Below are 14314 nucleotides of genomic sequence, written 5' to 3' on the forward strand. Positions count from 1 at the left end.
CCTACATGGCATATAAGATAGCATTCACTATTGCTGCTGCTAAATTACTACCACCTTTTCTACCTTTAGAAATTATATATGGTATATCTGTCTTTTCAACTTCATCTTTTGACTCCTGTGCTCCTACAAAACCTACAGGAACTCCTATAACTGCATCTACATCCAATTTCCCTTCTGATTTCATTTCCATAACTTTATATAAAGCTGTTGGTGCATTCCCAAGTACAAATATCTTTCTTCCTTCTTCTTTTGATGCAATTTCTACAGCTGCCATAGAGCGGGTAATACCTTTTTCTTTAGCTACTTTTGCAGTTTCATCATTCGCTACTAAACATTTATATTTGCATCCCAATGCTTCCAACTTCTTCTTATTTATTCCACTCAGAGCCATATTTGTATCTGTATAAATACTTGCATTATTTTTTAGCGCATCTATTATACTATCAACTGCCTTTTCTGATATTTTTAATATATCCAAGTAATCAAAATCAGCAGTAGTATGTATAGCTCTTTTTATTATTTTTTCTTCAATCTCATTTTTAAATTTATAATCTGGTCTGATTTCATCTATTATTCCTTGTATTAATTCAAAACTTCTCTCTTCTATTTTCATAGGATTCTTTATGTATTCCATTCTACTTCCCCCTTAATTCCACCATCTATTATATCCAAGGTATAGATTTTATTATAAACAGAATTTATATTAGACTCACATAATACATCTATTAATTTCTTATCATTCATAAGCTTATCAATTAAAATCCCTATTACTGTACCACTATGGGCAATATTTACTCCATAGGCTCCATATAGCTTAGATATTTTTATTATTTCATTTAAGTATTCTTTTTTTTCTATATTTTCGTTTGCTAAACTACTTAATGTACAAGCCTCTCCAACTAAGGATAAATCATCTTTCTTCAGACCTTCTTCTAAAAGAGCAAATGACTTTTTTATAATTTCCTTATTTTCGATTTTTAGCTTACTATAATCTTTCCTCATTCTAATTTTCATCGTATCTAATACTTTATTAGGTTCAAGAATTATAACTTTTGCATTAGTTATATTTCCCAAGTATTTTATAACAGTACCATTTAAGGGATTAAATATACTATTTTTATTTATAAATATAGAGTCTGTTGGTTCTATTTCTGCTGCCAATTTCGATATTTCTTCACTATTTAAATCTTTATCTATTAACGATAATGTTGCTTTTATAGTAGCCCCTATATCAGCTGTCGAACTTGCCATCCCTTTTCCAACAGGTATTTTGCTGTTTATATTTAAAGAAATGTTTTTGGTATCTTTTTTAGGCAAATTAAATTTTTCAAATACCTTTTCTATAGCTATTCTTGATTTATGTCTACCTAAATTTATATCTTTTAATTTCTCTTCAATACATACCTTAGAGTACATATTTATAGCATATGAACATAGATATTCTTCATCATCTATTATCCCTTGAACAAACTCTCCACATGATGCTGGACATATTCCATAAGATTTCATTTTAATCACCTAATAAATTTTTTATATTTTCTATAAGAATTTTATTATCTTCATGAGATTTTATAGCTATCCTTATAAAACTGTCGTCCAATCCTATAAAGTTAGACGCATCTCTAACCAATATATTTCCGTGCTTAAACAAATCTTTTTTTAACTCATCAGCTGTCTTTTTATAAACTTTTATTAGGATAAAATTAGCATCTGTATCATAAACTTTTATATTTCTTATGTTTTTTAACTCTTGTAACATGTATTTTCTTTCTTTTATGTAGTACTCTTTACTATTTCTAATATAATCTTTATCTTCAAAAACAAAATTGGATAGCATATCAGCAAAAGAATTTATAGTCCATGGTTCTTTATACTCATAAATTTTATCCATAATGTTGCTATTACTTGTAAGGCCATACCCTAATCTTAAACCAGGCATTCCAAAAAATTTAGTCACAGCTTTAATTATAAATATATTTTTATTTGACTCTATATATTTAACTAAACTATATTCATTTTCATTTTCGATAAATTCCATAAAAGTTTCATCAATTATTAGCATCTTATTGTTTTCATTTAATAAACAAACAAGTTCCTTTAAATCTTGAACATTCCCACTAGGATTATTTGGATTACATATAAATAAACAATCAAATTTTTCAATGTTATTTTTTACTATATCTATATCAAGTTTAAAATTATTATTTGAATCTAATTCTAAATCTATAATATCTATATTATTTAGTTTGGCACTTCTTCTATACTCTGAAAAAGTGGGGTTTATTATAGCCAATCTTTTTTTAATACTCTTCATAAGCAAATAAATTATCTCTGTTGCTCCATTTCCAGGTATTATAAAGTTTGAATTTATATTTATATATTTTGATATATTTTTTCTCAAGTTTGTATAATTTATATCTGGATAATTCCTACATTCATCTAACCCTCTTAAAATATATTTTTCTAAATTTGGTAAAACTTTTGGATTTATATTTGAACTAAAGTCTATTATTTCTTTTGGGTCTTTCCCATACAATTTTGCCATTTCGTCTACATTAGCACCATGCCCCAAATCCTTCATCTACATCCCCCTTAAATCAATACACAATTAATTTATATAATTAAAATCATCCTACATACCACAGATACCAGCGTAAATACTAATATAGAGGTCAATGAAGAAGCATACATAATTTTATTTGTTTTAATTATATCTTCTATATCTATCTCTCTAATTTTATCTCCTATCGTTGGCTTATCTACTTTTTTCCCAAAATAAACATTGGTTCCTCCTAGTTGAATTCCTAAGGCTCCTGATACTGCACCTTCTGAAAAAGCACAATTTGGACTTTTATGATTTTTTCTATCTCTAATAGAAATTTTAAAACAATTCTTATAGTTATAACCAAGAAAAAAGCTCCCTACTGTCATAAGAATAACAGATATTCTTGCTGGTATATAATTAGCTATATCATCAATTTTAGCAGAAGCAAAACCAATATCTTTGTATTTTTCATTCTTATATCCGACAGTTGAATCAAGAGTGTTTATGGCTTTATATGCCATAGCAAGTGGTGCTCCCCCAATAAATGCATAAAGCATAGGTGCAATTATACCATCTACAGTATTTTCTGCCACAGTTTCCACAGTTGCTCTTATTATTTCAGGTTCACTTAAATTAGTTGTATCTCTACCCACTATATAAGATAATTGAATTCTAGATTTCTCTATGTCTCCAGTCTTTAATACATCATAAATTTTTACAGCTTCATCTTTTAAACACTTTGTTGCTAATGTCGTATAAATTATAAACCCATTTACTACAGTGCTTAATAATACATTAAAACTACATAGTTTCACTATAACATAAGTTGCTAAGTAAGTTATTCCAACAGTTACAAACCATAATATAAAGCCACCAATTTTTAACTGTTTTTCATTTTTAGAGGCCTTCCTTATTATCCCTTGGATAAGATTTATAAGTTTTCCAATAAACCTTACTGGATGAGGGAAAGAATATGGGTCTCCTACAATTAAATCTGTTATATACCCTATATAAATAGATAAAATATTCATTTACTCATTTCCCTTTTCCAAAAAATTTTCTATGCAATTTAAGTTATTATAAAAATGTGTATGAAGGTATGTTGCCAGTGTATTTCCTTTGCTATAACCTCCATCCCATTCTTCTATTAAATTTCCTTCTCTTTCTTTTTTCATTGAATATGCACATTTCTCATCACTTTCAAATATTGAATGATGAAACTCATGCCCTTTAATAATTTCACCTGTTTTAGATAAAATTGTATTTTCTTTAGCTATACCAAGGCAATATCCAAACCTCTTTAGAGAAGGTGTCATCTTACTAGTTCCATTAAATATGCCAACCATATTAAATTCTTGTTCCTCTTGATTAAGTAACTTCTCACCTAAGTACATTAATCCACCACATTCTGCATAAATAGGAATATTATTATTATGTGCTTCTAGTATAGAGGCTCTCATTGATTCATTTGCTTCTAGTTCTTTCCCAAATATCTCTGGAAAACCGCCTCCAATATAAATATAGTCTGAATTTGGCACTGATGTATCTTCAAGAGGACTAAAATAGTTTACTTCTAATCCAAGCTCTTCTAAAAGTTCTATGTTTTCCCTATAATAAAAATTGAAGGCTTTATCATATGCTATGGCTATTGATTTATCCTTAACATGCTCTTTTATCTTATTATTTTCTATTAGATTTTGAAAATCAAAACTACTCTCAAATTCATCACTTTCTGAGATTTCGATTATTCTATCAATATTTATGTAGTTTTCAATCTCATCAGCTAAAGTATAAAACTTTTCTCTTAAAGATTTCATCTCAACACTAGGAACTAGACCTAGATGTCTGGATTCTAATGAAAATTTATTATTTGGAGGAAAGTATCCCAACACTTCGATATTACAATATTTCTCTATAGAACTCTTAATTATTTGATAATGGCTCTTAGTTTTTACATTATTTACTATAACACCTTTTATATCCACAGCTTTATCTAGTTCCTTATATCCTAGTACCATAGCAGCACTAGATGCAGCCATAGATTTTCCATTTATAACTAGTATAACTGGGGCTTTTAATACCTTAGAAGTATGTGAACTTGTGCAATTATCTAAATCTATCCCAAAACCATCATATAATCCCATAACTCCTTCTACTACTGAAATATCTGCATCCTTTGAAGATTTATTTACTATATGCTTTATCTTTTCATCATCTAACATATAAGAATCCAAATTCCTAGAATGTCTTCCAGTTATAAATGTGTGATATGAAGGGTCTATATAGTCTGGCCCTACTTTATACGGCTGTACTTTCATATTTCTCTTAACTAAAGCCTGCATTATGCCTAATGATATTGTAGTCTTCCCAACTCCACTGCTAGTACCTGCAATCAGAATCTTTTTCATAATACACCTCCTACCTAAAGTATAAATATAAAGTCATTCTTATTTCATAATTTCATATATCTGCTCTATATCTAAATGTTCTCTCAAGAAATCTGCCAATTTATCATACTCTTTATCTTTAAACTCATCAAAAGAACTTACAGTACTTTCTAATTCTTTTAATCCCTTTTTCTTTCTTATATTATTTAAAATTGCTCTTGTAAAATCTATTTCATCAAATATTCCATGAAGATAAGTACCAATTACATTACCTTCTTTATTTACACTTCCTTCAGTATAATTGACTTCTTTATCTAGTTTTTTTGTTATTAAGTCTAAGCTACTTACTTTATTACTGCGATTTGTAATTCCCATATGTATTTCATAGCCTTTTACTTTCTTACCTTTAAGGTTGTTCATATATTCGCCAGTACATTCAATAATGGTGGCTTCTACTTGAGTTGTAGTCTTTTCCTCTTCAAATATTGTTTCTGTATCTAAAAGACCAATGCCATCTACTTCTTCAATTTCACTTTCAACATGATAAGGGTCTTTTAATTTTTTACCTAGCATTTGATACCCACCACATATTCCAAATATCAATTTACCCTGACTATGTAAATTTTTAATTTGTGACTCAAGACCACTTTCTCTTATGTACTTTAAATCATCTATAGTACTTTTAGTTCCAGGTATTATCAATATATCTGGATTTCCTATAGCTTCTCCATAGTCTACATATCTAAGGCTTACATCTTCTTGTGTTTCAAATATATTAAAATCTGTAAAATTTGACATATGTGGAGTTCTAATTATTTCTATATGTATATCATTTTTATCCATTTTTTTCTTAAATCTAGTTGTTACACTATCTTCATCTTCTATTTTTATATCCATATAAGGAACCACACCTAAAACTGGTACTTTTATAATATCTTCAAGCATCTTTAAACCATCTTGTAGGAGTTCCTTTTTCCCTCTAAATTTATTGATTATTACTCCTTTGACTCTTTTTCTCTCATCATCATCTAATAAAAGCATTGTACCTGCTAATGATGCAAATACTCCTCCTCTATCAATATCCCCAACTATTATTACTGGTGCATCTGCTATTTTTGCCATACCCATATTAGATATATCTCTATCTTTTAAATTTATCTCTGCAGTACTCCCTGCACCTTCCATAACCACAATGTCATACATTGAACTTAAATTATTAAAGGTTTCCTTTAATACATCTACCAATTCTAGCTTATAATCATGATATTCAGATGAATGCATTTCTCCTACAACTTTTCCCCTTACAATCACTTGACTTTTATGATTTCCAGAAGGTTTTAATAAGACTGGATTCATATCTACTATTGGCTCTATTTTTGACGCTTCTGCTTGAAATACTTGTGCTCTCCCCATTTCCAATCCTTCTTTAGTTATAAAAGAATTTAAAGCCATATTTTGTGACTTAAAAGGAGCAACAGTATGACCATCTTGTTTAAATATTCTACACAATCCTGCTGATAAAATGCTCTTACCTACATTTGATGCAGTTCCCTGTAACATTACTTTTTTACCCACTTTCTCCCCCTCCTTAAAGTTAAATTTTACCTACAAATAAAATAAAAAAAGTCCTAATGCTTCTAAAGCTAGGACTTTTATATATATATCAATTAAAAATCTTTCACCCCGAAGACCTCATGTTTTAAATTAAATTAGGCAGGTATCCTGGCTTAACTTCATCCTACTCCTATAACCTTCCCATCAAATTGACAGTGGTATTTATAGTTTCGTTGGTTTCACAGTAGCGGGGGCTGCAAAGGCATCTAACCTTTTTCCCTTTTTACATCTAATTGAGAACCTAATTTTAATCTAATATTCTATTTTTGTTAGTAAGTTTATAAGCACATATCGTTTAATGTTTAATTTATATAAAATCAGTAAAATTCATTTTATTTATTACAGTAAATCCATTATCAACTTCCAAAATTGTAATAGATGCATTATCAATTTTAAAGTTCCAATGATATTTATAACTACCAGAAATCAAATGTGTTATTATGTTTCTTATTGTACCTGCATGAGAACATATAAGTATTGCTTTTCTATTTAAATAGTCATCATTTTCTAAAATTATATTGTCAATCTCTTTTGCTACTCTTTCATATGAATCTATCAAACTTTCTCCATTTGGGTATCTATAATTGCTACCTTCTTCTATCATTTTTTCAAATTCTTTTGGATGCTTAACTTTTATTTCTTCAAAAGTTATTCCTTCAAAGTCTCCAAAGCTAATTTCTCTTAGATTTTCTCTTTCTTCTATTTCTATTGATTTCAGCTTTGATATTTTCTCTACTGTATCTTTAGTACGTGAAGATGGAGTTGTATAAATCTTATCTATACTTTCACTACTCATATATTTTGTAATTTTATTTATTTGCAATTTACCTTCTTCACTTATATAACTATTTATATGACCTGATAATCTTCCTTTTTCATTATCAATTGTCAATGCATGTCTTATTAATATTAATCTTATCACATTATCACCACTTTTTAGTTTTAAATAAACATAAAAATTAACAAATATATATAAATCAAATATACAAGTTCTGAAAGTTCTATTCCACAACCTAATATATCTCCTGTTACTCCATCAATTTTTTTATAAATATGATTTTTAAACAATGTTATAAATATAAAAACTGCTATAGCTGAGCATAATACTTTAATCAATACTATATTAGGCACTAAAAATATTAATTTAGCAATAATACTAACTATCAATAATGTATATATTATAGCTGTTATTAACATACTTGTAGTCAATTTTCCTATAAATAAATTCCCCATTCCTTTTGCTCTTGGTGTTACCGTTTTATATGTCAATAACATTACTCCTAACCTTGCAATCATTGGCATGAATATTATAACCCATAGTGAATTATTGCTTATAATACTATATACAAATCCAATCTTTAATAAAAGTACAAACATAATTGCTAAAAGCGAATTTGTACCTAATCGAGAGTCTTTCATTATTTCAAGCATTTTCTCTTTGTCTCTATAACTGTATATTGCATCAAATGTATCCCCTAATCCATCTATATGAAGCCCCCCAGTAATCAAAACACCAGCAAGTGTTATTATAATCGCACATATAAATGGCTGAAACAAAAGTATAGAAACCCATCCTATTAAATAAGTTAATATACCAATAACAAGACCTACAAGTGGGAAATATACTATGGATTTGTAAAATTCATCATCAAATCCTACATCTAATTTTATAGGTATCCTTGTCAAAAACTGTAGTATCAAAATAAATCTTTTCATAGTCACATACTACTCCTTTATTTTCATAGGTATTCCACTAACTACAAAATAAACTTCATTGCTTTTTGATGCTATATATTGATTTATACGACCTACAATATCAGTATATATTCTACTAAGTTTATTTCCAGGAACAATTCCCATACCTAATTCATTTGTCACAAATACAAAATATAGATTTGTTTTTTCTATTTCTTTAATCAGTTTACTAATTTGCTCTTTTATGTACTCTTCCAATTTATTTATTTCTTCTTGAGTAGATTCTTCTATGTTTAAATTATGTGAAAACATTAAATTATTTACTAATAGTGTGACACAGTCTAGTATAACAGTCTCATGTTCTCCACATATATTTTTAATTATAGAATATATATCTTCATATATTTCATATGTCTTCCAACTTTTAGGTCTACTCTCTTGATGCTTTCTTACTCTATCTTTCATCTCATCATCAAATGGAATAGATGTCGCTATGTAGGCTGTATTATTATTCCTATCTAAACACAATTTTTCTGCAAAATTACTCTTTCCTGACCTAGCTCCTCCTGTTACCAGAATAATTTGACTCATCAAAACACTCCTAAATATATTAAATTTTTTATCGACCCATATCTATCTCATCAAAAGTCGCCATATTTTTGTAAGTATAATTTGAAGCTTCCACTATATTGAATGCCAAAGCAGCTCCACTTCCTTCACCTAATCTCATATCCATATTTAGTATAGGGTCTAATTTCAATATATCTAATGCTCTTTTAGTTCCTGATTCTGCTGATAAATGTGATGCTATCATATATTCTCTAGTTTTTGGATTTATTTTATAAGCAATTAAAGCAGCAGCATAAGAAATAAACCCATCTATAACAACTGGGATTCTATTAGCACTACATCCTAATATAACACCTGCCATTGAACCTATTTCAAATCCACCTACTTTAGATAAAATATCTACACCATCAGTTGGATTTGGATTGTTAATTTCAATAGCTTTTCTAATTACATCAGCTTTATGTTTTAATCTTTCTTTTTTAAGACCTGCACCTATTCCTGTCACTTCTGATGGGTCACATCCTGAGATTACAGATATTATTGCAGTACTTGGAGTAGTATTTGCTATTCCCATCTCTCCAATACCAATTACTTTATAATCTCTTTCTATACATTGCTCTGCTATTTCAATTCCTATTTCTAAGCATCTTATAGCCTCTTGTTTACTCATGGCTGGTCCCTTTGCCATATTTGAAGTACCTTTTCTTATCTTATAATCTAATACTCCATCTAATTTTTCATCACAATTTATTCCTACATCTACAGCTACAACATCTGCTCCTACAAATTTACTTATTACCCCAACTCCACATAGCCCTTTTGAGAAATTTGGAAATTGTAACTTTGTTATGTCTTGAGGGTCAGGTGCAACTCCTTCTTCATATACTCCATGGTCTCCAGCAAAAGCAATTATAACTTTTTTAGTTGTATCAAAATTTTCATTACCAAATATCCCTGCTAATTGCATGCAAATATCTTCTATCTTTCCTAAACTTCCAGTTGGATGTATAAGCCTGTCCAACCTCTGTTTTGCTTTTTCAATAGAAGACTTATCTAGAGAATATATATTCCTTGATATACTTTCTAATAAACTCATTTTCTATCCTCCCAATATTATTTTTTAATTATCTTTTTAGATAAAAGATACTCTTATTTTCTAAAAATTTCAACTTTTTCTTTTTATTTTTACATACATATAGAGATTATTCTACATTTTATCTTAATTTCCTTTATTTTACATTTCTAATTTGCATACAATCACATACTTTTTGTAAAAATATAATTAAAAGAACTTTAAGGAGTTGATATTGTGGATGATTTTTCTAAATTAAAAAATTTATATGAAGATGGATATAGATGTATTTATCATAATTGTGTTGATAATAATTATACTATCTATCTTAAGAATTTTTATACGGAAGGTACAGAAACTGTAGAGTTAAGTAGTGAATCAGATTTTTCACAATTTAAAGATTATATAGATGGACTTAGAATGTCTTAATTCTTTGGGAACCCATTAAAATAGGGAGTTTAACAACTCCCTATTTTGAAGTCACAATTTTTTTAATAAGCTTTAAAAGTTCGTCTCGGTTTACTTCTCTTTGTTTTTTTCTGTCTTTATACTCTTGAAAGTTAACAACTTTTGTATTTGGTTTTTCCATAAACTCACTTCCCATTTAACATTATTAACTTATCTTAATATATTTAATTCTATACAATTTATCTATTTCCTTCTATTTATAATACAAAATTTCTTAAATAATCCCAAATTTTCAAAACAAAATTTTCAAAATACACTAAAATCTACCTTTCAAATATAATATCAAATACAATTTAAAACTCATTATACTTTATAGTATAATATACTAACAAAGTATAATAAAGGAGATTTTAAATGAATATATTACAAAATGAAAACTTAATTATTGAATCAAGTAGCTCTGGTGCTGAGCTTACTAGGATATTTTCTAAAAAACATAACAGAAATATTCTTTGGGATGGTAATAAAAAGCATTGGGGTAGACAATCACCTATATTATTCCCTATAGTTGGTAAACTGCTTGATAATGAAACCATAATAGAAGAAAATTTATACAATATGACTCAACATGGATTTGCTAGAGATATGGATTTTGAAATTATAAATAAAAGTGATACATTCATATCTTATAGTTTAAAATCCAACGAATCTACTCTAAAAAAATATCCCTACTCTTTTGAACTGCTTATAAATTATACATTAAATGACAATAGCATAAATATAGAATGGATTGTAAAAAATACTGACTCTAAAGATATATTCTTTTCTATAGGTGGACATCCTGCATTTAATATTCCTTTTTTTGAACAAAATGGTTTTTCTAAATATCACCTTGAATTTAAAAGAAGAAATGATGTAGAAAAAATCAATTTAAATGGTTCTTTTACTGATGATATAACATTTATTGGTGATTTAAAAAACTTACAGTTAAATCCAGAATTGTTCAAGAATGATGCCTTGATATACACCAATATAGATGAAGTATCTATATGTAATAATGATGGTAGCAAATATATAACTCTATCTATGTTAGATTTCCCTCTAGTTGGTATTTGGACTCCTTATTATAGCGAAACTAATTCTACTGCTCCATTTTTATGTATAGAACCATGGTATGGTCTCGCTGATAGTATACATTCTAATAAAATTTATAAAGATAAGAAATTTATAAACAAATTAGGTAAAGGAAAAATTTTTACAACTTCTTATAGTATAGACATACATTAGATAAAAAAGTTAATTTACATGTATGTGTTTTTACAAAATATTAATGTAATTCAAAATAGAAAATACCTTAAATATTCTTATAATCAGTATAAAACAAATAAGTTTCTATATTACTGAAATGAGAGTACTTTTAAATAAGAGTATGTATAGTATTAGAAAATAGTGTTATTAATATTAATATTTCTTAAATCAAAAAAATATTACTGGAATGCTAAATTTCCAGTAATATTTTTATATCTACAAACTTTAAATTCTATTTATTAACCTGCTCTCTAAGCCATTCAGTTGCTACATCCAGTTGCTTTTTCTCATCTTTTTCTTCAATGGTAGGTTTTATCCCTTTTTCATTGATATAATCTCCATTAGGTGTAAAGTATTGAGCAGTAGTTAGCTTGTATCCTGTTCCATCTTTCAATCTTACAACTGACTGTACCAGCCCTTTACCATAAGTCGTAGTACCTACAGAAATACCTTCTTTATTATCAACAATTGCAGCTGTTAATATCTCAGCAGCAGAGGCGCTTTCTCCATTAGTTAAAACTACTATTGGAAGTCCCAATTTTTCTTTATCAGATTTTAAGTATTCTGTATTACCTTTATTGTCTTTAGTATACACTATAGTTCCTTCACCAATTAATTCATCAGCAACTTCTTTACATATATCCAACATTCCTCCAGGATTGTTTCTAAGGTCTATTACTAATCCCTTAATATTCTTTTCTTTCAACCCTTTTAAAGCTTTGTCAAAATCAGTATATGTACTTGATATAAACTGGGTAATTTCTATATATCCTAAATCATTATCAATTACTTTACTTTCTATACTTTTCTCAACTATCTGTTCTGTTTTTAGCTCAAAGCTTAGTTGTTTATCTTCTCTCAATACTACTAGCTTTACTTTTTTGCCTTTTTTACCTTTCATCATACTTACAGCTTCATCTGAATTTTTATATGATACAGATTTTCCATTGACTTTTATTAATTTATCTCCTGCTTTTACTCCTGCTTTTTCTGCTGGAGAATCTTTCATAGGAACTACTACAAGACCTCCATCTTTTGATGCTCCTATATACATCCCTACACCAACATAAGAGCCCTCACTATCTTCTATTAGCTTTTTCATTTCATCTTTAGTGTAATAACCAGAATATTTATCATTTGTTCCTAGGAATAACCCCTTTGATGCTCCATCCACTAAATCTTTATCAGAGACTTTTTTATAAAAATCTTGTTTTATAATAGATTCTAATCCTAACAACTTATCATATTTTTTATAGCCTTCATAGAGTTCTTTTGATATTACAACTTTGTTCCCTAATGTAAGCTGAAATGCCGATGTGGCCATAGCTGTTATAATTACTAAAATCACCCCTAAAAAAATAGCTTTCTTTTTTGAAATCACAAGATACATCTCCTTTTACATAAACTATTATATATTATATGACTAGCTGTTATTTTTATTACATTTACCCAAATATATTGCCTTATTACAATAAACTATACTAAAATTTATATTAGAATATAAATTCTGTTCACATTATAACATATTAAGGGAGGAATATTTTATGAAAAAAGAATTTAGGAAAAAAGTTATTGAGCATAGAAAAAATAAAGGTGCTGATTTTATACTAAATAATTCAAATTTGATAACAGAAAAATTACTTCAAATGGAGGATATAAGAAACGCAACTAACATAATGCTTTATCTAGATTTTAATAACGAAGTTAACACAGGTAATTTAATCAAAAAACTTTTATCTCTAAAGAAAATAGTCTCAAGTCCTATTACAATAAAAGAAAATCATACATTAATTCCTACTCAAATAACAGATTTAGATAATGGACTAAAAATTGGTGCATATGGAATAAGAGAACCTAACGAAAAATCGCCTAAAATTGATATTAAAGCTTTAGATGTTGTAATTGTTCCAGCTGTTGCATATGACATACATTGCTATAGATTGGGATATGGCGGAGGATTTTATGATAGATTTTTAGAGAACTTAAGAAAAGACGCAATAACTATAGGAATAGCATTTGACTTTCAGGTATTCGATTCTATTCCAAAAGAAACTCATGATGCTCAATTAAACTATATAGTTACTGAGACTAGAATTCTTACACCAAATAATTAACACTCTCAATACTATTAATATAACACTCTGTTTAATATTTAATTTTTATCTCATTCAATGAATATTTTAAGTCATGGCTTTTACATCAATAAAGCCTCGAAATGATTTATTTACATTAATAAAAACCATGACTTTATTTTACTATACAAATAAATAGTTATCTAATTACAAATATATTTTTATTTAGTAGAATTTAATTCTATTCTATCTGGAAGTTCACTCATATTTGTTTCAACCACTATGTATGGAAGAGAATCCTCCTTATCCTTATACTTTATCTTAACTCTCAAAACTTCTTTTCCTTCTTCACTTACACTTTCTATGTTATCCATCTCAATACCATATTTATTATTTCCCCTAGTTACTATGATGTATATTTTATTATCAATTTTAGCTGCTAATGCCCTTTCTTCATTCGTGTATTTGTCCATAACGTCAAGTATCTTTTCTGGTATTGAATTCCTTTGCAATACTGTATAATCTATTGGTTTAGTTTTTTCTATAAACATACTTGGTATGAATATAAATCCTCCTATCACAAATATAAGAGCTATGACTCCATAAATTATACCTTTAATATTAAACTTTACATTCAATTTTA

15 protein-coding genes and 1 riboswitch are annotated in these 14314 nt (G+C 27.9%); of the genes, 3 read left to right on the plus strand and 12 right to left on the minus strand.

Annotated elements, in window-relative coordinates; genetic code table 11:
• Position 1: 1 nt before the first annotated feature.
• The 10 genes from IC758_RS18210 to cobT form a co-directional block, all read right to left on the minus strand.
• Positions 2–634, minus strand: coding sequence for a cobalt-precorrin-8 methylmutase (locus IC758_RS18210; protein WP_227436158.1), 633 nt, complete (start codon positions 632–634; stop codon positions 2–4).
• A complete protein-coding gene (locus IC758_RS18215; protein ID WP_227836407.1) occupies positions 622–1509 on the minus strand; it encodes a cobalamin biosynthesis protein in 888 nt (295 codons plus the stop codon). Before IC758_RS18215 ends, IC758_RS18210 begins: the two co-directional genes overlap by 13 nt.
• Position 1510: 1 nt before the next feature.
• The gene (locus IC758_RS18220) at positions 1511–2581 is read right to left on the minus strand and encodes a pyridoxal phosphate-dependent aminotransferase (RefSeq protein ID WP_227436162.1); all 1071 of its coding nucleotides are present in this window, start codon (positions 2579–2581) and stop codon (positions 1511–1513) included.
• A 32-nt stretch (positions 2582–2613) separates the two neighbouring features.
• Complete coding sequence (gene cbiB, locus IC758_RS18225; protein WP_227825291.1) at positions 2614–3576, minus strand: adenosylcobinamide-phosphate synthase CbiB; 963 nt, start codon at positions 3574–3576, stop codon at positions 2614–2616.
• Positions 3577–4953, minus strand: coding sequence for a cobyrinate a,c-diamide synthase (locus tag IC758_RS18230; protein WP_227436165.1), 1377 nt, complete (start codon positions 4951–4953; stop codon positions 3577–3579).
• Between the two features lie 39 nt (positions 4954–4992).
• Positions 4993–6507, minus strand: coding sequence for a cobyric acid synthase (locus IC758_RS18235; RefSeq protein ID WP_227483586.1), 1515 nt, complete (start codon positions 6505–6507; stop codon positions 4993–4995).
• 119 nt (positions 6508–6626) lie between these two features.
• Positions 6627–6806: riboswitch (cobalamin riboswitch) on the minus strand.
• Between the two features lie 47 nt (positions 6807–6853).
• Complete coding sequence (locus IC758_RS18240) at positions 6854–7468, minus strand: histidine phosphatase family protein (protein ID WP_227436170.1); 615 nt, start codon at positions 7466–7468, stop codon at positions 6854–6856.
• 20 nt (positions 7469–7488) lie between these two features.
• Positions 7489–8262 carry an adenosylcobinamide-GDP ribazoletransferase gene (gene cobS, locus IC758_RS18245; RefSeq protein WP_227436172.1) on the minus strand — a complete coding sequence of 258 codons (774 nt, stop codon included), beginning with the start codon at positions 8260–8262 and terminating at the stop codon, positions 7489–7491.
• Between the two features lie 9 nt (positions 8263–8271).
• Entirely contained in the window at positions 8272–8832 is a 561-nt protein-coding gene (gene cobU / locus IC758_RS18250) for a bifunctional adenosylcobinamide kinase/adenosylcobinamide-phosphate guanylyltransferase (RefSeq protein ID WP_227436174.1), read from the minus strand.
• 28 nt (positions 8833–8860) lie between these two features.
• Positions 8861–9907 carry a nicotinate-nucleotide--dimethylbenzimidazole phosphoribosyltransferase gene (gene cobT, locus IC758_RS18255; RefSeq protein WP_227436176.1) on the minus strand — a complete coding sequence of 349 codons (1047 nt, stop codon included), beginning with the start codon at positions 9905–9907 and terminating at the stop codon, positions 8861–8863.
• A gap of 213 nt (positions 9908–10120) precedes the next feature.
• Between cobT and IC758_RS18260 the strand changes: the two genes are divergently transcribed.
• Positions 10121–10312, plus strand: a complete 192-nt coding sequence (locus IC758_RS18260) for a hypothetical protein (protein WP_227436177.1) — start codon at positions 10121–10123, stop codon at positions 10310–10312.
• A gap of 393 nt (positions 10313–10705) precedes the next feature.
• Entirely contained in the window at positions 10706–11578 is an 873-nt protein-coding gene (locus IC758_RS18265) for an aldose 1-epimerase family protein (protein ID WP_227860659.1), read from the plus strand.
• Positions 11579–11831: 253 nt separating this feature from the next.
• Here IC758_RS18265 and IC758_RS18270 read toward each other — a convergent pair whose 3' ends face one another.
• Complete coding sequence (locus tag IC758_RS18270; RefSeq protein WP_227436200.1) at positions 11832–12989, minus strand: S41 family peptidase; 1158 nt, start codon at positions 12987–12989, stop codon at positions 11832–11834.
• A gap of 154 nt (positions 12990–13143) precedes the next feature.
• Here IC758_RS18270 and IC758_RS18275 point away from each other — a divergent pair, with 154 nt between their 5' ends.
• Positions 13144–13713 (plus strand): 5-formyltetrahydrofolate cyclo-ligase, encoded by a 570-nt coding sequence (locus tag IC758_RS18275; protein WP_227836406.1) that lies wholly within the window; start codon positions 13144–13146, stop codon positions 13711–13713.
• A 179-nt stretch (positions 13714–13892) separates the two neighbouring features.
• Here the strand turns inward: IC758_RS18275 and IC758_RS18280 are convergent, their stop codons facing one another.
• A complete protein-coding gene (locus tag IC758_RS18280; RefSeq protein WP_255613098.1) occupies positions 13893–14309 on the minus strand; it encodes a hypothetical protein in 417 nt (138 codons plus the stop codon).
• Between the last annotated feature and the right edge of the window lie 5 nt (positions 14310–14314).

The sequence above is a fragment of the Clostridioides sp. ES-W-0016-02 genome, assembly GCF_020641035.1.
Taxonomy (GTDB): domain Bacteria; phylum Bacillota; class Clostridia; order Peptostreptococcales; family Peptostreptococcaceae; genus Clostridioides.

Bases quoted from the DNA above. Each gene is read 5' to 3' on its own strand.
- IC758_RS18220 (WP_227436162.1), bottom strand. From the start codon at position 2,581: ATGAAGGATTTGGGGCATGGTGCTAATGTAGACGAAATGGCAAAATTG.
- cobU (WP_227436174.1), bottom strand. From the start codon at position 8,832: ATGAGTCAAATTATTCTGGTAACAGGAGGAGCTAGGTCAGGAAAGAGT.
- IC758_RS18270 (WP_227436200.1), bottom strand. From the start codon at position 12,989: ATGTATCTTGTGATTTCAAAAAAGAAAGCTATTTTTTTAGGGGTGATT.
- IC758_RS18275 (WP_227836406.1), top strand. From the start codon at position 13,144: ATGAAAAAAGAATTTAGGAAAAAAGTTATTGAGCATAGAAAAAATAAA.
- IC758_RS18230 (WP_227436165.1), bottom strand. From the start codon at position 4,953: ATGAAAAAGATTCTGATTGCAGGTACTAGCAGTGGAGTTGGGAAGACT.
- IC758_RS18210 (WP_227436158.1), bottom strand. From the start codon at position 634: ATGGAATACATAAAGAATCCTATGAAAATAGAAGAGAGAAGTTTTGAA.
- IC758_RS18215 (WP_227836407.1), bottom strand. From the start codon at position 1,509: ATGAAATCTTATGGAATATGTCCAGCATCATGTGGAGAGTTTGTTCAA.
- IC758_RS18265 (WP_227860659.1), top strand. From the start codon at position 10,706: ATGAATATATTACAAAATGAAAACTTAATTATTGAATCAAGTAGCTCT.
- cobT (WP_227436176.1), bottom strand. From the start codon at position 9,907: ATGAGTTTATTAGAAAGTATATCAAGGAATATATATTCTCTAGATAAG.
- cbiB (WP_227825291.1), bottom strand. From the start codon at position 3,576: ATGAATATTTTATCTATTTATATAGGGTATATAACAGATTTAATTGTA.
- cobS (WP_227436172.1), bottom strand. From the start codon at position 8,262: ATGAAAAGATTTATTTTGATACTACAGTTTTTGACAAGGATACCTATA.